This is a genomic window from Mesorhizobium sp. NZP2298 (genome assembly GCF_013170825.1).
Taxonomy (GTDB): Bacteria; Pseudomonadota; Alphaproteobacteria; order Rhizobiales; family Rhizobiaceae; genus Mesorhizobium.
The window spans coordinates 3,122,445-3,144,039 of sequence record NZ_CP033365.1; the positions used below are offsets into that span (position 1 = coordinate 3,122,445).

The window sequence follows — 21,595 nt, forward strand, 5'->3', positions numbered from 1 at the left end:
GCCGCCACATTTGCGCGGAGCGTTCACACAGGCCTTGAATTGCCGCCGCCGCCCGCACGAAAACCAATCGGAAGAACGGGGGACGGACACAGGTGGCCAGCCAGGACAATGTCATCGTCCTGTCCACGGACGAGATCGCGGACCGCGAGCGCGAAGCGGCCGTGCGCGAATTCTACGGCCGCATCTGCATGCGGCTGGACCTTGCTCCGCTCGATCGCGGCGCGCTGCATCTGAGCGCCTCCACCCTTTTGCTGCCCGGGGTGAGCGTGGCCGAGGGCAAGGTCTCGCCGATGGCCTGGGAACGCACGGCAGCCTTGCGGCAGGACGCCAATGACGATCTCGTCGTGTCCTGGATCGCGGGTGGCTGGGGCTTCGACACGCCAGGCCAGGGAACCGTGGAGACGCCGGCCGGCGCACCCTGCATCATGCCAATGGAGGAACGCTGGCGCGCCAGGGCGCCAGGCGGGGACTGGACCATCTGCGCCCGCTTCGACAGGTCGACGCTCGAGCCGCTGGTGCGCCATGTCGGCGATCTCAGGCCCGACGCGATCAACCCCGGCACGCCGGAGGCGCGGCTTCTCCTGGCCTATGTCACGGCGGTGGCGCGCGGCGGGATGAGCGCCAAGCTGGCGCCGCTGGCCGCCCAGCACATTGCCGATCTGTTCGCCGCGGCGGTCGGAACCAGCCGCGAGGTGGGCGAGGTGATCGCCGGGCGCGGCGTCCGCGCCGCGCGCATCGAGGCCATCAAGCGCTATATCGAGGAGAATTTGCACAGAGCGCGGCTGTCGGCGGAGATGGCGGGACGGGGCCTTGGGCTCAGCCCGCGCTACATCAGGCGTCTTTTCGCCGAGGAAGGGCAGGGCTTTTCCGACTATGTCATGCAAAGGCGGCTGGAGCGGATCCACCGGCAGCTCGCCAGCCCGCTTTTCGCGGCAAGGCCGATCGCCGATCTCGCCTTCGAGGCCGGGCTGGTCGAGCCGTCGACCTTCTACCGGCAGTTCCGGTCGCGTTATCGGATGACACCTTCCGAGGTGCGCGCCGGCCTGGCGCAGTGAGGCGCCTGTTCCGTCAGTGCCATCCGCCTGTGCCGCCCGTGCGATACGCCCATGGCTTGGCATCCGCATAGTCGCACGGCGGACGCGGTGCCGGAGGCACGCGCGGGAACGGAGGCTGGGCGGCCGGGCCTCCGCGACATCAGGAAACCTGGCCACAGGAGGCAACAATGCGTGCGGCGAAAAGGTGGATTCTCGGCATCTCGGTTTTCTGCGCCCTTCTTCCAACCGAGGTCTTCGCGGCCTACAAATGCATGAACCCGGCGATCTGCAGGGCCGTCTGCGGCAGCGAGACATGCGGCAAGATCAGCGCCAGCAATCGCGACATGAAGGCGCTGGACCTCGGCGCGTCCGGACAACTCGCCGCCTCCAGCGGCGGCTCTTCATCCGGCACCAGTTCCAAAAAGACCTACACCTGCTCCAACGAGGCGATCTGCATCGCGGTCTGCGGCAAGAAGACCTGCCCGTAAGCGGCGCCGGCCTGGCGCACTATCGGAGGCGTCGGCGCGCTGCGCCGGCGCCTTTGTGCGTCCAGGCGATGCACCTGGCGGAAAGCGCCTGGCTGGCCGCGCCGCCGTGAAATCCTCTCTTTCAAAAAAATCTCACCGCCCCCGGGAATAAAGCACCACCCCGCCGGGTCTTCACTACAGCGGGGCCAATACGACCCGCGACCCGAAGAAAACGAAACAAGGATTTTTGGAAATGACCAAGCTCGCTCTCGGCGTGGCTGCGATGTTGCTTGCCTCGAGTGCTGCCTTTGCCGGCAGCGACCATTTCAACGCCGACACGGCAAACCAGCCGCTTGCCGCCGTCGAGAGCAACGCCACCGCCTCGATCCCCCACAAGGCGCGTCAGAACAAGGTCGACACCAAGGTGACGACCGGTCCCAGCCAGGCCGCTCCCCAGACTGATGCGGGCGAATTCGTCGGCCCGCCTGTGCCGGGCAACTGAGTTCAGGGGTCGCGACCCCTCCTCGAGGTCCCGACCCGGTCCGCACTCAGGACGGAGGGCCATGTGGCGTGGCCCTCCGTCACCCCCGGAATTTCTCGCCTTCCGACTTTTGCCGCCACCGCAACCCCACAGGAGACCACCATGTTCAGCATGACACGCCGCACAGTGCTTCAATCCGCCGCCGCCGCTGCCGCCTTCGGCCTTGCCGGCAAGCTCGAATTCACGCGTCCCGCTTTCGCGGAGCTGCTGGTCGAGCCGACCATCGGCTTCTACAAATACACGGTCGGCGATATCGAGGTGACCGCCATCTATGACGGCATCTGGAAGAAGCCGCACGACCCGGCCTTCATCAAGGATGTCTCGGTCGACGAGACCAAGGCGGCCCTCGCCAAGGCGGGGCTGACCACCGACTTCATGCCCATCCCGCTCACCGTCGTCGTGCTCAAGATGGGCGGCAGGCTGATCATGATGGATGCGGGCTCGGGCGTTGGCCAGTGGCAGGCCAACGCCACGCACCTGCCGGCCAACATGGCCGCCGCCGGCATCGACTACAAGGCGATCGACACCATCATGATCTCGCATTTCCACCCCGACCATGTCTGGGGCCTGATGGAGAAGGGCACCAACACGCCGGTGTTCCCCAATGCCGAGCTGATCGTCAACGCCACCGAATACAATTGGTGGACCGATCCGAGCCGGCTGGCCAAGCTGCCGGAGGGGCGCAAGCCGGCGGGCAAGCGCATCGCCGAAAACTTCCCGAAATGGAAGAACTGGAAGCTGGTTCAGGACGGCGCGGAAGTGGCGCCCGGCATCCAGATCATCGCCGCGCCCGGCCACACGCCGGGCCATTCTGTCTACCTCGCCAATTCCGGCAAGGAACAGCTGATGATCTCGGCCGACACCATGTATGTGCCGGCCCTTCTGGCGCCGCATCCGGAATGGCAGGGCAGCTACGACCAGGATGGGCCCACCGCCATCACCACGCGCCACAAGATCATCGACCGGGTGATTGCGGACAACATCCGCATTTCCGGTTCGCACTTCCCGTTCCCGGGCACCGGCGTCTTCGTCAAGGACGGCAATGCCTATGGCTTCACGCCGGTTCAGATCTGAACGCGGCAACCCAAACCAAGCGAGAAAGACAATGAAACAATCCTATCTGGGCAAGCACGCCCTCTACGGCCTGCTCGGCGCCATTGCCGTGCTGACCGTGGTTCCCGTCGCGACGATCATGCCGGCCTATGCGGTCGACGACATCGAGGGCACTGATGCGCCCGACCTGACCGCCGTCCAGGCCAAGATCGCCGCCAAGGACTACAAGGGCGCGCTGGTCGATCTGCGCGACCTCGCGCAGGACAACCAGCAGGCCGACGTCTACAATTTGCTCGGCTTCACGCTGCGCAAGACCGGCGATTTCACCACCGCGCTGACCTATTACAACAAGGCGCTGGAGCTGAAGCCCGACCACAAGGCCGCCCGCGAATATCTGGGCGAGCTCTATGTCGAGACCGGCGACATGGCCAAGGCCAAGGAGCAGCTGGCCTCGCTGCAGAAACTCTGCCCCGCCGGCTGCGACGAGCTTTCCGACCTGCAAAAGGCCATCGACATCAAGGTGACGCAGTAAGACCGCGACCCATTTCCTTTCCCTCCGCGGGGGCGGGGGAGAGGTGGCCGCGAAGCGGCCGGAGTGGGGGACTGGCCCTGACCGCTCCAGTCCTCCACCACCAGTTCGGGCGCTCGTGGCTGGCGCCCATTGCCGGAGCCGGCGCCTCTCCCTCGAGCCGGCTCCGGCCTTTTCGAACAACCGACATCGCAGCGCCATCGGCGCGCCCGACCGGGCGTGCGGCGCCCGCCTGTTACCAAAATTGGCCTGTTACCAAAATTGGAGCCTGACCATGATACCGACCGAAATCACCGAGAAGCTGCACGCCCTCGCCACCAAGCTCTATGTCAGCGACGTGGCCCTGCTCGCGGGCCGGCTGCTTTTGTCCCTCATCTTCCTGCATGAGGGCGTGACGCTGGCCACCCATTTCGAAGCCGCCGCCAAGGCGATGGCAACTCAAGGTGTCGGCCTGCCGCTGTTCGTCGCCACCATCGCGCTGCAACTGGGGGCAGGGCTCTCGGTGGCAACAGGCCTGCTGACGCGGCTGGGCGGCATCGGGCTCGGCCTGTTCTGCCTGTCCACAGCCTTGCTGTTCCACACCAACTTCGCCAGCCAGAACGAGCTGCTGCATTTCGAAAAGGACCTGGCCATATCGGGCGGCATGTTCGTGCTGGCCGCCGCCGGGGCCGGGCGGATCTCGCTGGACTGGCTGCTGGGTCTCTATCTGCGGAAGCGGCAGCGCGACAAGGAAATGGTCAGGGCATTGCTGGCGCTGGAGAACGACTTCACGGTGGATGTAAGGCTGCCGGTTTGAGGCGCGCGCAGCGCTTTCCTGCCGCATTCCACGCAAAATCCCACTCTCCGGGCGGTTCTTACCACGCCGGCACCCACGCTGGCACAAACACCAGCCCCTTATTGAAGCCGCCAACAGCGCAACGACGAACCGAGCGCTGAAGCCGGCAACCGCAAGGATCCAGTGAGGGTCGCGGCTGGCCGGTTTCGCCCGAGACCATGAACAGACAGCCTCAAGGACGCGTGCGGGCGGCGCGTCGAGGTCGATGTCACCTTTTGAAAGATGGAGACTTGAAATGAAGAAGATCATTTTGGCTACTGCTGCGTTCCTGTTTGCGTCCGGCATGGCTTTTGCCGGCAGCGACCATTTCGGCTCGGACTTCGTCCCCGCCGTCAGCAGCTACCCGACCACCACCCATGCGATGATGTCCGGCGGCGCGGTCGACCAGGGTATCACCAAGAGCATCACCGACAGCGCGGCCGGGTCCAATGCGACCTCCGGCATGCCCGCATCGGGCTATGGCCAGGGCATCTGGGGCCGCTGACCTCAAGGCCGGCCAGCACGGCCGACAGCCAGGCGGCGGGCTTGCCCGCCGCCTGGATCGTTTCATCCGGGCGAAAGCGCGATGATGATCGGATGGTCGCTGAGCGTAATTTCCAGCGAACGCAAATTGCTCAGTGTCTGGATGGGGTCGACGCCAATTGTTGGATCGTAGGTTTTTACCGACGTCTGCTTTTCGCCGAAATGGATCGTCAAGCGGTCCTGACCGGTCAAACGTTCGTTCCACACGACAAGTTGGAACGTGCCGTCGCTGTGCTGCAGGAGCAGGTCGTGAACGGTTTCGGGTTGGTCCGCGATGGTGAAGTCGAGCTGGCCGGGTTTGGCGAGGGCGCCTTTATCCGCCAAAATCGTCGTAAGGTTGTGAAGGTAGATGGCGGCCATGCGGGGTGAATAATCAGCCTTGTAGAAGCCGAAAGACTGGTTGCCGCCTTCGTCGGTACGGTCCCGCAACAGATAGACCGATGTGTAGGCGTAGCCGCGCTTGAACTGCGCAAGGTACATGCTCATCAAGTTCAAGCCGTGCATTTGTTCCGTGACCATGCCTCCGATTGCCACCCCGGTCTCGGTCGTGACCCGCGGCAGCGTATCGAGTTGCTCCTGGGTGTAGCCCAAGAACCCTCTCGCCCAGGTGACGCCGAAGTTGCCGAACAACCCGTCCACCCTGGATGCGGCGGTTGGATCGGCGGCGCGCCACGTCTTGTTGTCCGCCGGATACGGCGAATGCGAGTGATAGATGTAGTTGTGCACATTGGCGTAGTCGGCATATTTCGTGCCGTCCGGCATCCGGGTTTGCGCGCCGGGCGGGATCGTCAGGAACTGAAGACCGACATTGTCTCGCTGCGCGCCGGGTTCCGAGATCGACCAGACAGGATACTTCGCAAGCACAGGATCACTTTTGACAGCCTGGTAAAGATCGCGCTGAAGCTTGGCGACGGCCATCCACGAAGGCTCCCTGCCGCCGCCTTTCTCGCCCTGATAGGTGACGCCCCAGTTGTTCGGCTCGTTGTTGCCCTCGAATGCGAGCAGCGCGCCGGCTTCGGCAAGCACCTTGCCCGTTTCGACCAGCTTCTTCACGTCGGTTCCCCCACTGACCAATCCCCAATTCAGCAGCACTCCGGTTTCGCGATGCAGATCGAGAAAGGTCTGGATGGTTGTGGGGCCGTCGTCGCTCAGACCTTCTATTCCGGCTCTTACCCATCGAAAGCCGCAATAGCGGACCATCTCGATCGTCTTGGCCAGCGGCTGGCCTCGATCCGGGAATGTGGAAACGACGCCGATGCTGTTGAGAAAGTCGTTCGTCGCAACGGCGGTTTGGGGTGCTGCAAGCGCATGGCGAGGCGATATGGGTGCCAGCGCCAACCACGCGCCGACGAGGAAGTGAAGCATTTTGGAAGTGGTGATCATCGCCTGGGACTCTAACACGTCTTTCCATGGCGCATCGCCCACCTTTGGTTAGCCCGCCTGCATGATCGCGACCGAACGGGCGATCTCCTCGACGGTTCATGGCGCCGAGGTCGCAACTGATCCGGCCGAGCACGGCGGTGGCCGCGCCGGTGGGCCCGGCGCCTCGCTGATGCGATCCGACCCGGGCCAGCGATCACGCAAAATTTTTGGATCGTTCGCGCAGGCGCGGCGTTCTTCCCGAACACCAAGGGAGAACGACGATGACCGACGACCGCAACGACAAGATCCGAGACCGCGCCTACGCCATCTGGCAGCGCGAAGGCGGCGCCCATGGCGACCACGAGCGCCACTGGCACCAGGCCGAAATGGAGATCGACCGGGAAGCCGCCCTGCCGCTGACAGCCGATGATGCCCTGCCGCAGACCCGCGAAATCGCCAGCACCGACGTGCTGGAGGTCGAGCAGCTCGCCGTGCGCACCGGCCTGTCGGGCGACGAGGCGCAGGACCTGATCGACCGCCTGGGCGCCGACCGCGCGGCGACGGAACAAGCCGCCCGCAGCCTCAAGGCCAGGCGCAAATCCTGATCGATCCTGGACAAGGGAGAGCGAGATGATCCGCAAGCTCAAGGACGGCAAATACCGGCTTTATTCCCGCAAGAAGGACGAGAAGACCGGGAAACGGCGGAATTTGGGGACGTTCGAGACGCGGGAAGCAGCGGAGAAGCATGAGAAGGAGGTGCAGTATTTCAAGCGGCATTGAGGGGCTGTAGTCGTCACCCTGCCACCATTAATCCTACGAAAGAGGCCGAGCGGTTCTCCGCCGCAAGTCCACGTTGATTCCCTAGCTAGGGCTTCGTTTGTCGGGCACGTTGAGCTTGTCCGGCGTGAGAAATATCTGGATCACAGCTAGGCCGTCCTTGTCGGTACCGACGATTGATTGGTTGCAATTTCGGATCTGCGTCACCCCGGCAAGCACAGCTTTGACCTGATCCGACAACTGCACCTCGTTCTCGGCGGCTTCATATGTGGACCCTAGCGGAACGTTTTTTTGGCCAGCCAACATCGGTGCAAACGCCACCCAACTCTCGTCGGCGTTTTGGCAGTTGACGTTGAACGGGGTCTGGTCGGGCGGTGGGGCCACGCTGCAGTCATGCTTAGTTCGCTGAAGCTTGCTGATATCACGTCGAACTTTTTGCCGTAGCACGGCGAGAAGGTAGCCGTAGACCCCTTGATTTCAGTACGTAGCCGAAGAGAGCAGCTTCATTCACTATCTCGAATGGTCCGTCTCCAGCGACAATCTTTGTGTCTTTCCTTTGGGCAACCTCCGATATCATCGCACCTTAGGGTTGGGTTGCCAACCAAAAGGGCCTTGTTCTTTTTTATATCGGCCAAATCATCGAAGGCGATGCTCTTGTTTTTCGCCGAAACCTTTGTGAATTGTTGACCTTCAATAATCTGAATTAATTCATCAACTGATAGACTGACAGATCCGAAGTTGATAGAATTCGCTCAGGACGGAATTACGCGAACCATTTTGTTGCCTGTGCACTTTGATTAGGGTTGGCATGTTGATCACAATGGGGCACCGTGCCTCCAATGTGCAATCTCTACAACATCACCACTAGCCAAGACGCCATTCGCGAGTGGACGCGCGCGTTGCGCGACATCATGGGCAACCTTGAACCATCCGTTGATATTTACCCCAATATGCCGGGACCGGTCGTGCGGAACGCGCCTGATGGTCAGCGCGAGCTAGCGAAGCTGCTTTGGGGAATGCCAACGCCGATAGAGCGAGTGAAGGGTAAAGCCGACTACGGCACGACCAACATTCGCAACCCGCAATACGCCCATTGGCAGCAATATGTTGGCGTGGAAAACCGTTGCGTCGTTCCTGTGACGAGTTTTGCAGAGCCTAGCCCAACGCCGAATGACAAGGACCCTGAGACCGGTATTCAGCGCAATTATTGGTTTGCCCGTCCCGACAGATCGCCATTCTTCTTCGCCGGCATGTGGACGCCGTGGCACGGTGTTCGCAGGGTCAAAGACGGTCCCGGCGATTTCGAGCTTTACGGCTTCATGACCACTAAGCCGAACGCGCTCATTGCGCCGATCCATGAAAAGGCAATGCCGGTGATCCTGACTACAACTGACGAAGTGGATGCCTGGCTAACCGCGCCGTGGTCCGAAGCGCGGCATATGCAACGGACTGCCCCGGATGATGCCTTGGTGATAGTCGAAAAGCCGGCCACACAGATCAAGTTCCCAACGCAGGCACCGCCGGCGCCAGCCCAAGGCTCGCTGTTCTAGATGAATGGCGGCCTTCGAATACTGTTCGACGCTGCGCCGTCGTTCACGATTGCTCTTGTGCTGGCGATTTTGGTCATTGGGATCGTTCGTCGCATGCGCCGCTAATCGTCCTGCCAGACAGGGCTTTTCCGCACTTTTATCTTAACCAGGCGGCGCACGGTCATCCTCGCACGCTCGGCTGCGACAGGCACGATAACATCGCATTCAATGTTGTCTTTTCGACCGCACCGCTCGCATTTCATCGCGCGGCTGAGGCGGTTCACGTCGGTATCGCCAAAGAGCTTGATGAGGTCGCCTGGATCGTAATAGCGTCGTCCATAGCGATCGTGACAATACCCGCAATCAACCCATATCAACTGCCCATGCTGGACGGCGGAACTAAGGTACCAGATCGTTGTTCGGCGTTTGGGTGGTTGTTCAGGCATGAGATGCGAATAGGAATTCATTCCTTGCCGAGTCAATTCGACCTTGACAATTTTGTTCCGTTTTTGTTCACTGCAATGATAGACGCGTTAGGAGTGTTGAAAATGGACCGCATTGTTAGGCTCGACAGCCGTCAAGAGGCGGCACTGCAAGCGACCGCCGACAAGTTCATTGCGCTTCACAAGGGCGATTCCGTTAAGGCGCTTAAGGAAATGATCGTGCTCAATGGCCACCTTCAACAGCGGCTTGATGCGCTTTCTGGATCACGGCGGCCCCAATGACATGCATCGCTTTTGCAGTGTAATGGGAAGTGCATCGGACACAGTAGCTGATGTCAGTCGCTTCTAGCGGCTTGTGCCTCCGTCCTCAAATCGTTTAAGCCGCATGCGCTGGATACCGACAGCATCATGGGTGGAAAACGCATAACTACACTCTCAACATAGGGAGCGTGGTACAGTTTTGGGGAGGTAAAAATGAGCGGTTTGGTCGAAGAAATCCAGCGGGATGCGCTCAATCCAAATGTCCCAGTGTCGACCATTCTCCGCAAAGTGAAGTTAGCAGCGGCAAAGCTAAAGCTTACGAAAATCGAAGATTGGGTGGAGCACGAATTAAACGGCTATGGGACCACGGAACTCCCGGACTACAGAATACTCTATGGTCGTCCACAGGCGTTCAATCCCTATAACGGCTGGATACCGATAATTTTGGACGATCAAGAGGTCAACGACCTTCTTTCTAGGTGTGACACTAAACAGTCCCTCTCTTCGCTTGAAGACACGATTTCTCGTTCGAAAGGGCATGTTGAGATGCCGCTTCCTGCGAGTATCATAAACTCTTTAAATAGGGACATGCGTGTCAAATTTGGCCGAATGGCTGTTCACCTCTCAATTAGCCAAGTTCAAAGTGTAGTGGACTCGGTAAGAAACCTCATCCTTGATTGGGCAATCGGTCTGGAAAAAGCAGGAATTTCTGGCGAGGGCTTTTCCTTCAACGATAGTGAACGGACTTTGGCGAGAGAGGCGGCAGTGACTTACAACATAAACTCCATAGGAACTTTCGCGGGCAACATGGGCACCGGAAACACGGCTGGTGACATCAGTGTCACGCTCTCTTCCACCAGCCAGATTTTGGAGATCGTTCGCAAGATTCGGGAATCGGTGCCGGATTTAGAAAGGGCCGGTGCTGACGTGCCGCGCTTAAACAGGGCTATAGAATCGATTGAGGGTGAGGTCACGAATGAGAAACCGAACACTGGACGTTTGAAAGGGCTTCTCTCTGACGCTCGGGAGGCACTTGTTGGTGCTGCTGGTAACCTCACTGCCGAGGGGGCAATGTCGCTGATAGCCTCCGCTATCAAGCTGCTTGGATCGTAATCCAACCATATTCCCATTCCCGGAAATCTTGCAATGTTGCGTCGTTGGTACGCTTCATGCCCTTGGACTTTTCAGGAGTTGACTTGGCCGAGGGAGTGTCCGCTCCAACCCTTACCTCGCACACGAGGTAATGTCTGCGACGCAAAACTCGTGATGCGAGGTTTTCAGCAACGCCGATTCCGGCATCCACCACCCCTCATTAACCATTCGTTAACCATTCCCTCGCTAGCGTTTACCTCTCAGTAAGGATTCGCCAGCCGTGACCTTTGCCGCTCCCCTCGAGGCCAAATCCATTCGCTTTCGTGCCCGTTCTTTCGTCGCTTTCACATTGACCCCGGAAGCGCCCATGGTGGAGTGGCTGCAGGGGCTGGATCACTGGATCGGCAACTCGCCGGGCTATTTTGCCGGGCGGCCGGTGTTGCTGGATCTGAACGTTTTGAAGCCGCAGCCGAGCGAGATCGCGGCGCTGGTGGCGGAGCTTGGTACGCGCGGCATTCGCATCTATGCCATCGAGCTTGAAGGGGCCTCGCTCGGCCCCGACCTGCCGCCGCTGCTGGTCGGCGCCAAGGAGGCGACGACGGATGGGCTGCTGCCGGGCCGCAAGGGTGGGCAAGAGGGTTCCGGCACATCGGACAGCAAGGCCGAGGGCAGGGCGCCGGACCACCGCATGGATGCCCGCGCGGACGCCGGCATCGTTGCGAAGGGCAAGGCTGGCGCAAGCAAGATCGGGGAAAGCGAGCCGCAGGTTTCGCACTATGATTCGGGTACGCTGATGATCAAGGCGCCGATCCGGTCCGGCCAGGCGATCATGCATGCGCATGGCGATGTCATCGTGCTGGGTTCGGTCGCGTCCGGTTCGGAGATCGTCGCCGCCGGCTCGATCCATGTCTACGGCACGCTGCGCGGGCGCGCTTCGGCGGGTGCGCTGGGCAACACGAGCGCGCGCATCTTCTGCCGCCGCAACGAGGCCGAGCTTCTGTCCGTCGACGGCTGGTACATCACCGCCGAGGAGATGGAAGGGGTGTCGCGCGGAAAACCGGTGCAGGCCTTCCTCGACGGCGACGGCCTGCGCGTCGAGACTTTGAGCTGAAGCGACTTGGGAGCTGAAGCGACTGACTGAACCGAAGGCCGTCAGGGCGGCCGACTGAGAAACAAAGCCGGTGCGGCCGACTGAAGGCCGGCAAGCCGGCCCGGGACAACAAAACGAATAACAACGGAGGCTTTTTGATGGGCAAGGTAGTGGTGGTCACTTCGGGCAAGGGGGGCGTCGGCAAGACCACCTCGACGGCGGCGCTCGGTGCCGCCGTGGCCAAGACCGGCAAGAAGGTGGCGCTCGTCGATTTCGACGTCGGCCTCAGGAATCTCGACCTGATCATGGGCGCCGAACGCCGCGTGGTGTTCGACCTCGTCAACGTCATCCAGGGCACGGCAAAGCTGTCGCAGGCGCTGATCCGCGACAAGCGGGTCGAGACGCTGTTCCTGCTGCCGGCCTCGCAGACGCGCGACAAGGACGCGCTGACGGAAGAGGGCGTCGGCGAAGTCATCGACAAGCTGCGCTCGGTGTTCGACTACGTGTTCTGCGACAGCCCGGCCGGCATCGAGCGCGGCGCGCAGCTCGCCATGCGCTTTGCCGACGAGGCGGTCATCGTCACCAATCCGGAAGTGTCGTCGGTGCGCGATTCCGACCGCATCATCGGCCTGCTCGACGCCCGCACCATGCGCGCCGAACAGGGCGAGCAGATCGCCAAGCACGTGCTGGTCACCCGCTATGACGCGGCGCGGGCCGCGCGGGGGGAAATGCTCAGCATCGACGACGTGCTGGAAATCCTCTCGGTGCCGCTGCTCGGCATCATTCCGGAAAGCCAGGATGTGCTCCGCGCCTCCAACCTCGGTTCTCCGGTGACGCTGTCGGAGCCGCTCAATTCGGCGGCCAAGGCTTACATCGAAGCCGCGAGGCGGCTTGAGGGCGAGGAATTGCCTGTCATCGTGCCCTTCGAGCGCAAGGGCTTCCTCGATCGTCTTTTGGGAAGGAGGGCGGCATGAACCTGCTCGACATCTTCAAGCGGCGCTCCAGCGCGCCGGTGGCGCGCGAGCGGCTGCAAGTGCTGCTCGCCTATGAGCGCCGCAACCGCAGCCAGCCCGACCTGGTCTCCATCCTGCGCGAGGAGATCATGGCCGTCATCGCCAAGCACGTGCAGATCGACCAGGATTACCTGCAGGTCTCGATGGACCGCGGCGAGACCATGTCGACGCTGGAGATCGATATCCAGATCCCCAACAAGAGCGCTGTGCCGATGGCGATCGCGGGATAGCTTTTTACCCTCCCCCTTGTGGGGAGGGTCGATCCGCAAAGCGGATCGGGGTGGGGGGCCGCGCCGCACCCCTCACACGGCCTTGAACACCACCGTCTGCGCCAGCCCGCCACCTTCGCGGTTCTCCAGCGTCACCGTCCCGCCATAGCGTTCGATGATCTCCTTGGCGATGGCCAGGCCCAGCCCCGCGCCCGGAATGAACTGCTGGCGGCCGGGGTCGACGCGGAAGAACGGTTCGAAGGCCTTGTTGATGAGATCGGGCGGAATGCCCGGGCCGTTGTCGGAAATGGTCAGCACGGCGCGCCTGTCGGCGAGCGCGAGGTCGATGCCGCAGGCCTTGCCGTGGGTGGCGGCGTTGACGATCAGGTTGCGCAGCGCGCGGCGCAGGCCGAGCGCACCGGCGCGCACCGAAACCTTGTCCAGATGCCCGATCGAGACGTGATGGCCGAGCGCGGCCATTTCGGCCGATATGTCGCGCACCATCTTTTCCAGGTCGAGCGGCTCGACGGCATCCTGGTTCACCTCCTCGCGCACCAGGCGGATGGCGCTGTCGGCGATGCGGTCGAGCTCGTCGAGGTCGTGAAGCCATTTGTCACGCTCCTCGTCGAGGAATTCGGCGCGCAGCCGCATGCGCGTCATCGGCGTGCGCAGATCGTGGCCGGCGGCGGCGACCAACCGCATGCGGCTTTCCATGGCGGTCCTGAGCCGCGACGACAGCTGGTTCAGCGCATGCGCGGTCGCCTTGACCTCGGCCGAGCCCACTTCCGGCACCGCCGCCAGCACGCCATCGCTGCCGATCTTGGAGACGGCGGCCTCCAGCATTTCCAGCGGCCGGATCAGCACCGAGGTGAAGTACACCGAGACGGCGGTGGCGCCGGCCACGATCAGCGAGATCCAGCCGGCCAGGACCAGCCATTCGCGCCCGGGCGGGTTGACGTGCGGCACCTCCATGATCGCCCAGCGCCTGTCGGGCATTTGCACCGAGGCGATCTGGCCGGGTTCGTCCGGCTTCTGGCTGATGATCGCCATGAGGTCGAAGCCGCGGCGTTGCAGGATATCGTTGAGCATCTCCGTTTCCGCGCGGGCGACCTTGCCGGCGGCCGGATGGTCCGTGAATTGCACCCGCAGCACATCCGGTATCGGGCCCGGCAGCAGCCGCACCACGAGTTCCATCTGCTGGGCGATCCAGGGCACGGTCAGCTCCGGCGGCGGCCTGCCGCCGCGCACGCTGAGGACGGCGGCCGTCGCCAGGCCGACGACGCCGACGATCGAAAGGACCAGCAGCAGGATGAGGCGGCGGCGCAGCGAATTCACGCCTGCGCCTCCACCGCCTCGACGCGCGCGGTCAGCTGGTAGCCGCCATTGCGCACGGTCTTGAACAGCGGGCCGTCGCCGGTATCGGAGAATTTGCGGCGCAGCCGGCTCATCAGCACGTCGACCGAGCGTTCGAGCGGGTCGCGCTCGCGGCCTTGCGTCAAGTCAAGCAGCTGGTCGCGCGACAGCAGCCGGCCGGGGCGGTCGAGGAACACCTGCAACAGGTCGAACTCGGCGCCGGTGAGGTCGACGAGTTCGCCCCGCGCATTCATCACCTTGCGGGTGTCCGGCTCCAGCCGGTAGCTGGCGAAGCGGTAGATGCGGGCGCGGGGCGCGGGCGCTTCCTCGGGAACCGCGCGCCGCAGCACGGCCCGGATGCGGGCGGTGAGCTCGCGCGGGTTGAAGGGCTTGCCGAGATAGTCGTCGGCTCCCAGTTCCAGCCCGATGATGCGGTCGACATCTTCCTTCAGCGCCGTCAGCAGAATGACGGGGACGTGCGGCTTGCGATCGCGCAAGGCACGGCAGATGTCGAGCCCCGAGCCATCAGGCAGCATGACGTCGAGCACGACGAGGTCGAACTGGCCAGCGCCCAGCTTCTGCTCGCATTCGCGCCGGTCGGCCGCCACCGAGACGCGAAAGCCCTGGCCGTCGAGGTAGCGGCCCAGAAGCGTCCTGATCTCGCGGTCGTCGTCCACGACGAGGATATGGGGTTGTGATTGCATCATGCGGTGCCCTTTGCTTGGCGGTGATTATAGGGAGAGCGCTCGCCGGCGGCATGGAAAATTGCAACGCAATGTTTCTGGCCGGGGGCGGGAAACATTCGGAAACAAATTGCCGCTTTGCGGAAACCTTCGGCAACATGCCGACGCGAAGCGGAAAAACAGGCTTCCTATCCTCATGGCCGTCCGATGCATGAGAGAAAGGAACACCATCCATGCGAAGCAGACTTCTTGCGCTCGGCCTGTTTTCCGTCGCCGCGATTCATCCCGTGCTGGCGGCGCAGCCCGATGCCGGACCCGCTCCCGGCGAGCCGCCGCCCGCCATGGCCATGCAGGACGGCCCGATGCCCGGACCGCAGGGTTTTGGCCCGCATGGCCCGATGCGGCATGGTCCGCAAGGCTGGGGTCCGCAAGGCTGGGGTCGGCAGGGCTTTGGCCCGGAAGGCTTTGGTCCCCGCCGCATGGGACCGCCGCCGGAATTCATGCTGGCCGCCCGGCTGGCCGCGCTCGAGACGCGCGTCGGCATCCGCAGCGAGCAGCTCGACGCCTGGCGCGACTACACCAGCGCGCTCCAGGCGGTGCTTTCGCCGCCCCGGCCTGATCGCGTCCCCGGCGGCACTGGCGGTCCCGGAGAACCCGAGGCAAAGGGGCCTGATGCGGCTCCCGGCGGCAAGCCGGATGCCTTCGCCTTCCAGGAAAGGCTGGCCGACGACATCACCGCGCGCGCGGCTTCGGCCGCCAAGCTCAAGGATGCGATCGCCGTGCTGCGCGCCAAGCTCACTCCCGAACAACTCGAAATCCTCGCTTCGGCGGAACGCCCCCACGGACCACCCCCCGGTCCCTGGGGCGGCCCGCCGAATGATGCAGCCGCACCTGGAGGTCCGCCCGACCAGGGCGGGCAGCTTCCGCCACCCCAGCCCGGGAATGGCTGATAACTCCAGCCGGCTGCGCCGGCCGGCCCGCGCCCAACCCGTTCTCGGGCCGGCCGGTCCCGTGGGATGGCTGACATATCCAGCCATCCCACCCTTCAAATCACGCACAATGGAAGCTCGGCAATGTGGGAAGCCTTGATGATGCTGCGGCTGATCGCGTCGCTGAGCCCGAGGCTCTCGCTCGGCCAGCGCGCCAATCACGCCGCCGTGCCGGCGGCGTTGCCCGCCGACACGCTGAAGCGCGCGGTGCGCTTGCACTTTGCCGCCTGGCGCCTGTCGCTGCCGGTTTCGCGGCCACGGACATCATGACCGCAAGATCGCGTAAGACTTATCTTGTCCTGGCCGCCGTGCTGATCGTCCTGGTCGCCATGGCGGCGCTGAACGCCTATGGCCGCTCGACAGTCGAGCCTGCCGCACAGGCGGTGGCGGTGCCGCGGGCCAGTTTGACGGTCGCGGTCGAAAAGGTGCGCTCCGAGGCGATCGCCTCGTCGATCAGCGCCACCGGCACCGTCGCCGCCTGGCAGGAAGCGACTGTCGGCGCCGAGACGTCCAGCCTGAAGTTGACGGAAGTGCTTGTCTCCGAAGGCGACCATGTGCGGGCCGGCGATGTCGTCGCGCGGCTCGACGCCTCGGTGCTCAAGGCACAGCTGGCGGAGCAGAAGGCCGCGGTCGACCAGGCGCAGGCGACGCTGGATACGGCCATCTCCGCCGCCGGCCGCGCCGACAGGCTGCTAGCCAGCAAGGCGATCAGCGCCGAGACGGCGGAAGACAAGGCGACCGCCGTCAAGACCGGCCGGGCCTCGGTCGAGCAGGCCAGGGCCGCCGCCGACAGGCTGCAGGCCGAACTCGACCAGGCGACCATCCGCGCGCCTTTCGACGGCATCGTCTCCAGCCGGCCCGCGGTTGCCGGCTCGATCGTCCAGGCAGGCACCGAGCTGATGAAGATCATCCGCGACGGCAGGCTTGAGGTCGGCGTGCTTGTTCCCGAAAAGGACCTTCCTTTGGTCAAGGTCGGGCAGGCGGCAAGCGTCGTCGACGCCTCCGGGCGGACTTTTGCCGGCAGCGTGTCCTCGATCGCCGAGACGGTCAGTTCGACGACGCGGCTCGCCACCGTCTATGTCGCGCTCGGCGAAGGCTCGGGCCTGAAGCCCGGCATGTTCGCCCGCGTCTCGATTGCAGGCGCCACCTCGCAAAGGCTCGATGTCGCCGAGGCCGCCCTTGTCTGGCAGGACGGCAAGCCCAGGGTTTTCGTGGTCGACGCCGCCGGCAAGGCCGCCGCGCGCATGGTCACCACCGGCGCGCACCGGAACGGCCGCGTCGCCATCGAAAGCGGGCTGTCGGAGGGCGACAGCGTCGTTGTCGCCGGCGCCGGCTTCCTCAGCGATGGCAATCTGGTGCGTATCGCCGATGCGCAAGCGGGCACTGATGCCGGCAAGCTGACGGAGGCGGCGCGATGAACGCCATCTCCTCCTGGTCGATCCGCAACCCGGTGCCGACCATCGTTTTGTTCCTGTCGCTGACCATTGCCGGCCTCTACGGCTTCATGCAGCTGCGCACCAACAACATGCCCGACATCGACCTGCCGACGGTCACCGTCACCGTCTCGCAGCCGGGCGCGGCGCCGAGCGAAATGGAAGTGCAGGTGGCGCGGGTGGTCGAGAACGCCGTGGCGACGCTGGAAGGCGTCGACGACGTCTCGACCTCGATCAGCGAGGGGGCGTCCGTCACCACGGTCGAATTCACGCTCGGCACCGATCCCGAGACCGCGACCAACGATGTCCGCAACGCCGTGTCCGAAGTGCAGTCGAGCCTGCCGGCGGCCGCGCAGGCGCCTGTCGTGGCCAAGATGAACGCGACCGGCAATTCGGTGCTGACCTATGTCGTCGAGGCCCCCTCGATGTCGCCGGACGCGCTGAGCTGGTACATCGACAATGATGTCGCCAAGGCGTTGCTCGGCGTCGACGGCGTCTCCAAGATCACCCGTTCGGGCGGCGTCGACCGCGTCATCCGCGTCGAGCTCGATCCGGACCGTCTGGCCGCACTCGGCATCAGCGCCGGCAATGTCAGCCAGACGCTCGCCTCCAACAATGTCAATCAGCCGGGCGGCCGCACCAGCGTCGGTGGCCAGGAGCAGTCGGTGCGCACGCTGGCCAGCGCCGGCACCGTCGAGGCGCTGGCCGATACGCGCATCGCGCTGTCGGGCGCCGGCGGCGTCAAGCTCTCGGATCTCGGCAGAGTGGTCGACAGCTGGGAAAAGCCGCGCCAGGCCGCCTATCTCGACGGCAGGCAGGTCGTTGCCTTCAACGTCTACAGGTCGGTCGGGTCGAGCGAGATCGACGTGGTCAAGGCCGCGCGCGCCGCGATCGCGGGCATCGCGTCGAAGACCGATACCGCGAAATTCACCGAAGTCACTTCGTCATCCGGTTTCGTGCAGGAAAGCTATGACGCCGCATTCGAGGCGCTATGGCTCGGCGCGCTGCTCGCCATCGGCGTCGTCTGGCTGTTCCTGCGCGACATCAGGGCGACGCTGGTTTCGGCGGTCGCCATGCCGCTGTCGCTGATCCCGACCTTCGCTGTCATGGCGGCGTTCGACATCTCGCTCAACAACATCACCTTGCTGGCGCTGTCGCTGGTCGTCGGTATCCTGGTCGACGACGCCATCGTCGAGATCGAGAACATCGTGCGCCATATGCGCCAGACCGGCGCCAGCGCCTACCAGGCGGCGATCGAGGCCGCCGACGAGATCGGGCTTGCCGTGGTGGCGACCACGGCGACCATCGTCGCGGTGTTCCTGCCGGTCGCCTTCATGCCGGGTATTCCGGGAAAATTCTTCTTCTCCTTTGCCGTCGCCGTCTGCGTGTCGGTGCTGTTCTCGCTGCTGGTGGCGCGCATGCTCACCCCGCTGATGGGCGCCTATCTGGTGCGTGCCGGCGGCCATAGCGAGGAGGACCTGCCGGCCTGGGTGCCGACCTATCTGTGGCTGCTGCGCAAGGCGCTCGACCATCGCTGGATCACACTTGTCGCCGGCATCGCCTTCTTCGCCGGTTCGCTCGCGCTGGCAACCAAACTGCCGACCGAATTCATGGCGGCGACCGATCGCGGCCGCTCGATGATCTCGGTCGAGCTGCAGCCGGGGTCGACGATCGAACAGACGACAGCTGTCGTCCAGGACATTACCAGGCGCCTGAAGGACGAGCCGGCCGTCGACAGCATCTTCGCCACGATCGGCACCGCGGCCTCATCCGGCGGCGGGCCGAACCGCGGCTCGACCTCGGCCGAGGTGCGCAGCGCAAACGTCACCGTCAACCTGAAGCCGCGCGGCGAGCGCAGCGTCAGCCAGCAACAGTTCGAGGCCGAGGCCTCGCCGAAGCTCAACGATATCCCGGGTGCCCGCATCCAGTTCGGCGCCGACGGCTTTGCCGGCGCCAAGGTGGCGATTACGCTGGTCGGCGACGATGGCGAGGCGCTGCAGAAGGCCAGTGACGCGCTGATCGACGCGATGAAGTCGGTGCCCGGCCTGATCAACCCGACCTCGACGGCGGCGACGACCAAGCCGGAACTGATCGTGCGCCCCGACAGCGCGAGGGCGGCCGAGCTTGGCGTGACACCGACCGAGATCGCGTCGACAGTCAAGATCGCCACCATCGGCGACACCGACACCAGCCTGGCCAAGTTCAATCTCGGCGACCGCCAGGTGGCGATCGTCGTCACCTTGCCCGACGGCGCCATCGACGATCCGGCGAAACTGGCCGTGCTGCCGCTGATCGGCAGCAAGGGCACGGTGCCGCTCGGCGCCGTCGCCGATATCGGCTTCAATGCCGGGCCAAATAGCATCACAAGGGTGGGGCGCAGCCGCAGCGCCACTGTCGAGGCAGACCTTTCCGGCCTGACGCTCGGCCAGGCGACCACCGCCATCCATGCCTTGCCGGCGATGCGCAACCTGCCGGCCGGCGTGGATGAGCTGGCGCGCGGCGACGCGGCGCGCATGCAGGAGCTGTTTTCGGGTTTTGCCACAGCGATCGCCGCCGGCATTCTGCTGATGTACCTGACGCTGGTGCTGTTGTTTCGCGGTTTCGTGCACCCGGTGACAATCCTGGTCGCGCTGCCGCTGTCGATCGGCGGTGCGCTCGGCTTCATGCTGATTACCGGCAAGTCGCTTGGCATATCGCCGCTGATCGGGATATTGATGCTGATGGGCATTGCGGCCAAGAACTCGATCCTGCTTGTCGAGTACGCCCTGGTCGCTCAGAAGGAGCGTGGCATGAGCCGCTTCGACGCACTGCTCGATGCCGCCCGCAAGCGGGCACGACCCATTGTCATGACATCGATCGCCATGGGCGCCGGCATGTTGCCGATCGCGCTCGGCATCGGCGCCGACGCCGAAACGCGGGCGCCGATGGCGATCGCCGTGATCGGCGGGCTCATCTCCTCGACCGTGCTCAGCCTCGTCTATGTTCCCGTTGTCTACACTTTCATGGACGACATCCAGCGCTTCCTCGGCCGGCATCTCGCCCGGCTGCTGGTTGAACGATCCGACCCCGACAGCCAGACGGCGACCGCAACTTCAGCGAAAGATCATCCAGGCCATGTCCATCCAGTCTAGCCCGTCTTCCCGCCGCCGGCTCGCGCCATGGGCCGCAGCGCTCGCCGCGACGGTTCTCCTGGCGGCCTGTTCGCAGGAGGGGAGCAAAGCTCCCGCCGGCATGGCCGGTGCAAGCAAGCCGGAAGTAGGCGTCGTCACGCTGCATCCGCAGTCGGTGGCGATAACAGCCGAACTGCCGGGACGCACGTCAGCCTCGCTCACCGCCGATGTGCGCCCGCAGGTCAACGGCATCATCCAGGCGCGCCTGTTCAAGGAGGGCAGCGAGGTGGTGGTCGGGCAACCGCTCTATCTCATCGATCCGGCGAGCTACCAGGCCGCCTATGACAGCGCGCAGGCGGCCCAGCAGAAGGCCGAAGCGGCGGTGCCGACGGCGCAGGCCAAGTTCGACCGCTATGCCGGCTTGCTGAAGCAGAACGTTGTTTCCAAACAGGATTATGACGATGCCGCCGCAACGCTGGCGCAGGCCAATGCGGATGTGGCGTCCGCCAAGGCCAGTGTCGAAAGCGCGCGCATCAATCTCGACTACACCAAGATAACCGCGCCGATCGCCGGCCGCATCGACAAGTCGTCGCTGACGCCAGGCGCCCTGGTCACCGCCAATCAGGACACCTTGCTCACCACCATCCGTTCGCTCGATCCGATCAATGTCGACGTCACGCAGTCGAGCACCAACCTGCTCAATCTGCGCCAGGCCATCAATGAGGGCCGGCTGAAGTTCAGCGGCCCCAATGTCAGCGTCAAGCTCAAGCTCGAGAACGGCACCATCTACAACCAGACCGGCAAGCTGGAATTCGCCGGCGCCAATGTCGACCAGACCACCGGCACCTTTGCGCTGCGGGCCGAGTTCCCCAATCCCGACCGCCTGCTTCTGCCGGGCATGTATGTGCGCGCGCTGGTCGAAGAGGGCGTCGCCCAGAACAGTTTCCTGGTGCCGCAGCGCGGCGTCACCCGCAACACCAAGGGCGAGGCGACCGCCATGGTCATCAACGCGCAGGGCAAGGTCGAGACGCGCGTGCTCACCGTGCGCAACAGTGTCGGCAACAACTGGCTGGTGGATTCCGGTGTCGGCGATGGCGACCGTGTCATCGTCGAGGGCCTGCAGCTGGTGCGCGCGGGCGGCGACGCGACGGGCGTCGAGGTGACGATCGACGAGACCACCGGCGAGGTTAAGGACCGGGCGCAGACCTCTTCGGCCGCATCTCCCACGTCCAAGATGGCCGATAGCAGCCAGTCGACCGGGAACTGAGGC

At 64.0% G+C, this 21,595-nt stretch carries 24 protein-coding genes; 20 read left to right on the forward strand and 4 right to left on the reverse strand.

The window, feature by feature from the left end; genetic code table 11:
- Positions 1-92: 92 nt before the first annotated feature.
- From EB231_RS15080 to EB231_RS15110, 7 genes are all read left to right on the forward strand, one after another.
- Positions 93-1,055: an AraC family transcriptional regulator gene (locus EB231_RS15080; protein WP_172349502.1), complete on the forward strand. Its 963-nt coding sequence runs from the start codon at positions 93-95 to the stop codon at positions 1,053-1,055.
- A gap of 167 nt (positions 1,056-1,222) precedes the next feature.
- Entirely contained in the window at positions 1,223-1,522 is a 300-nt protein-coding gene (locus EB231_RS15085) for a hypothetical protein (RefSeq protein WP_172349503.1), read from the forward strand.
- Between the two features lie 232 nt (positions 1,523-1,754).
- Positions 1,755-2,003, forward strand: coding sequence for a DUF680 domain-containing protein (locus tag EB231_RS15090; protein WP_172349504.1), 249 nt, complete (start codon positions 1,755-1,757; stop codon positions 2,001-2,003).
- Positions 2,004-2,144: 141 nt separating this feature from the next.
- Positions 2,145-3,116, forward strand: coding sequence for an MBL fold metallo-hydrolase (locus EB231_RS15095; RefSeq protein ID WP_172349505.1), 972 nt, complete (start codon positions 2,145-2,147; stop codon positions 3,114-3,116).
- A gap of 31 nt (positions 3,117-3,147) precedes the next feature.
- Positions 3,148-3,627, forward strand: a complete 480-nt coding sequence (locus tag EB231_RS15100) for a tetratricopeptide repeat protein (RefSeq protein ID WP_172349506.1) — start codon at positions 3,148-3,150, stop codon at positions 3,625-3,627.
- Between the two features lie 271 nt (positions 3,628-3,898).
- Complete coding sequence (locus EB231_RS15105; RefSeq protein WP_172349507.1) at positions 3,899-4,420, forward strand: DoxX family protein; 522 nt, start codon at positions 3,899-3,901, stop codon at positions 4,418-4,420.
- Positions 4,421-4,694: 274 nt separating this feature from the next.
- Positions 4,695-4,943 (forward strand): DUF680 domain-containing protein, encoded by a 249-nt coding sequence (locus EB231_RS15110; RefSeq protein ID WP_172349508.1) that lies wholly within the window; start codon positions 4,695-4,697, stop codon positions 4,941-4,943.
- 62 nt (positions 4,944-5,005) lie between these two features.
- Here EB231_RS15110 and EB231_RS15115 read toward each other — a convergent pair whose 3' ends face one another.
- A complete protein-coding gene (locus EB231_RS15115; protein ID WP_172349509.1) occupies positions 5,006-6,364 on the reverse strand; it encodes a glycosyl hydrolase in 1,359 nt (452 codons plus the stop codon).
- 260 nt (positions 6,365-6,624) lie between these two features.
- On the opposite strand from EB231_RS15115, the gene EB231_RS15120 reads away from it, so the two are divergent.
- Complete coding sequence (locus EB231_RS15120; protein WP_172349510.1) at positions 6,625-6,948, forward strand: DUF2934 domain-containing protein; 324 nt, start codon at positions 6,625-6,627, stop codon at positions 6,946-6,948.
- Positions 6,949-6,973: 25 nt separating this feature from the next.
- Positions 6,974-7,123, forward strand: a complete 150-nt coding sequence (locus EB231_RS15125; protein ID WP_140773983.1) for a hypothetical protein — start codon at positions 6,974-6,976, stop codon at positions 7,121-7,123.
- A gap of 81 nt (positions 7,124-7,204) precedes the next feature.
- Here EB231_RS15125 and EB231_RS15130 read toward each other — a convergent pair whose 3' ends face one another.
- Entirely contained in the window at positions 7,205-7,504 is a 300-nt protein-coding gene (locus EB231_RS15130) for a hypothetical protein (RefSeq protein WP_172349511.1), read from the reverse strand.
- A 455-nt stretch (positions 7,505-7,959) separates the two neighbouring features.
- Here EB231_RS15130 and EB231_RS15135 point away from each other — a divergent pair, with 455 nt between their 5' ends.
- From EB231_RS15135 to minE, 6 genes are all read left to right on the forward strand, one after another.
- Complete coding sequence (locus EB231_RS15135) at positions 7,960-8,670, forward strand: SOS response-associated peptidase (RefSeq protein WP_172349512.1); 711 nt, start codon at positions 7,960-7,962, stop codon at positions 8,668-8,670.
- A 527-nt stretch (positions 8,671-9,197) separates the two neighbouring features.
- Positions 9,198-9,374 carry a hypothetical protein gene (locus tag EB231_RS15140; RefSeq protein WP_172349513.1) on the forward strand — a complete coding sequence of 59 codons (177 nt, stop codon included), beginning with the start codon at positions 9,198-9,200 and terminating at the stop codon, positions 9,372-9,374.
- A gap of 192 nt (positions 9,375-9,566) precedes the next feature.
- Positions 9,567-10,466 carry an AbiTii domain-containing protein gene (locus EB231_RS15145; protein ID WP_172349514.1) on the forward strand — a complete coding sequence of 300 codons (900 nt, stop codon included), beginning with the start codon at positions 9,567-9,569 and terminating at the stop codon, positions 10,464-10,466.
- Positions 10,467-10,725: 259 nt separating this feature from the next.
- Positions 10,726-11,556, forward strand: coding sequence for a septum site-determining protein MinC (gene minC, locus EB231_RS15150; RefSeq protein ID WP_172349515.1), 831 nt, complete (start codon positions 10,726-10,728; stop codon positions 11,554-11,556).
- Positions 11,557-11,693: 137 nt separating this feature from the next.
- Complete coding sequence (gene minD, locus EB231_RS15155) at positions 11,694-12,509, forward strand: septum site-determining protein MinD (RefSeq protein ID WP_172349516.1); 816 nt, start codon at positions 11,694-11,696, stop codon at positions 12,507-12,509.
- Positions 12,506-12,778 carry a cell division topological specificity factor MinE gene (gene minE / locus EB231_RS15160; RefSeq protein WP_172349517.1) on the forward strand — a complete coding sequence of 91 codons (273 nt, stop codon included), beginning with the start codon at positions 12,506-12,508 and terminating at the stop codon, positions 12,776-12,778. The genes minD and minE overlap by 4 nt, the downstream gene beginning before the upstream one ends.
- Before the next feature lie 72 nt (positions 12,779-12,850).
- Here minE and EB231_RS15165 read toward each other — a convergent pair whose 3' ends face one another.
- Together EB231_RS15165 and EB231_RS15170 are read right to left on the reverse strand one after the other, a co-directional pair.
- Complete coding sequence (locus tag EB231_RS15165; RefSeq protein WP_172349518.1) at positions 12,851-14,092, reverse strand: ATP-binding protein; 1,242 nt, start codon at positions 14,090-14,092, stop codon at positions 12,851-12,853.
- Complete coding sequence (locus EB231_RS15170) at positions 14,089-14,814, reverse strand: response regulator (protein ID WP_172349519.1); 726 nt, start codon at positions 14,812-14,814, stop codon at positions 14,089-14,091. Before EB231_RS15170 ends, EB231_RS15165 begins: the two co-directional genes overlap by 4 nt.
- Before the next feature lie 212 nt (positions 14,815-15,026).
- Here EB231_RS15170 and EB231_RS15175 point away from each other — a divergent pair, with 212 nt between their 5' ends.
- The 5 genes from EB231_RS15175 (at position 15,027) to EB231_RS15195 (ending at position 21,592) form a co-directional block, all read left to right on the forward strand.
- On the forward strand, positions 15,027-15,743 hold the full coding sequence (locus tag EB231_RS15175; protein WP_172349520.1) for a hypothetical protein: 717 nt from the start codon (positions 15,027-15,029) through the stop codon (positions 15,741-15,743).
- Between the two features lie 123 nt (positions 15,744-15,866).
- Complete coding sequence (locus EB231_RS15180; RefSeq protein ID WP_246740963.1) at positions 15,867-16,052, forward strand: hypothetical protein; 186 nt, start codon at positions 15,867-15,869, stop codon at positions 16,050-16,052.
- Positions 16,049-17,200, forward strand: coding sequence for an efflux RND transporter periplasmic adaptor subunit (locus tag EB231_RS15185; RefSeq protein ID WP_172349521.1), 1,152 nt, complete (start codon positions 16,049-16,051; stop codon positions 17,198-17,200). The genes EB231_RS15180 and EB231_RS15185 overlap by 4 nt, the downstream gene beginning before the upstream one ends.
- Complete coding sequence (locus EB231_RS15190) at positions 17,197-20,346, forward strand: efflux RND transporter permease subunit (RefSeq protein WP_246740964.1); 3,150 nt, start codon at positions 17,197-17,199, stop codon at positions 20,344-20,346. The genes EB231_RS15185 and EB231_RS15190 overlap by 4 nt, the downstream gene beginning before the upstream one ends.
- Positions 20,330-21,592, forward strand: coding sequence for an efflux RND transporter periplasmic adaptor subunit (locus EB231_RS15195; RefSeq protein ID WP_246740965.1), 1,263 nt, complete (start codon positions 20,330-20,332; stop codon positions 21,590-21,592). Before EB231_RS15190 ends, EB231_RS15195 begins: the two co-directional genes overlap by 17 nt.
- Positions 21,593-21,595: the final 3 nt, after the last annotated feature.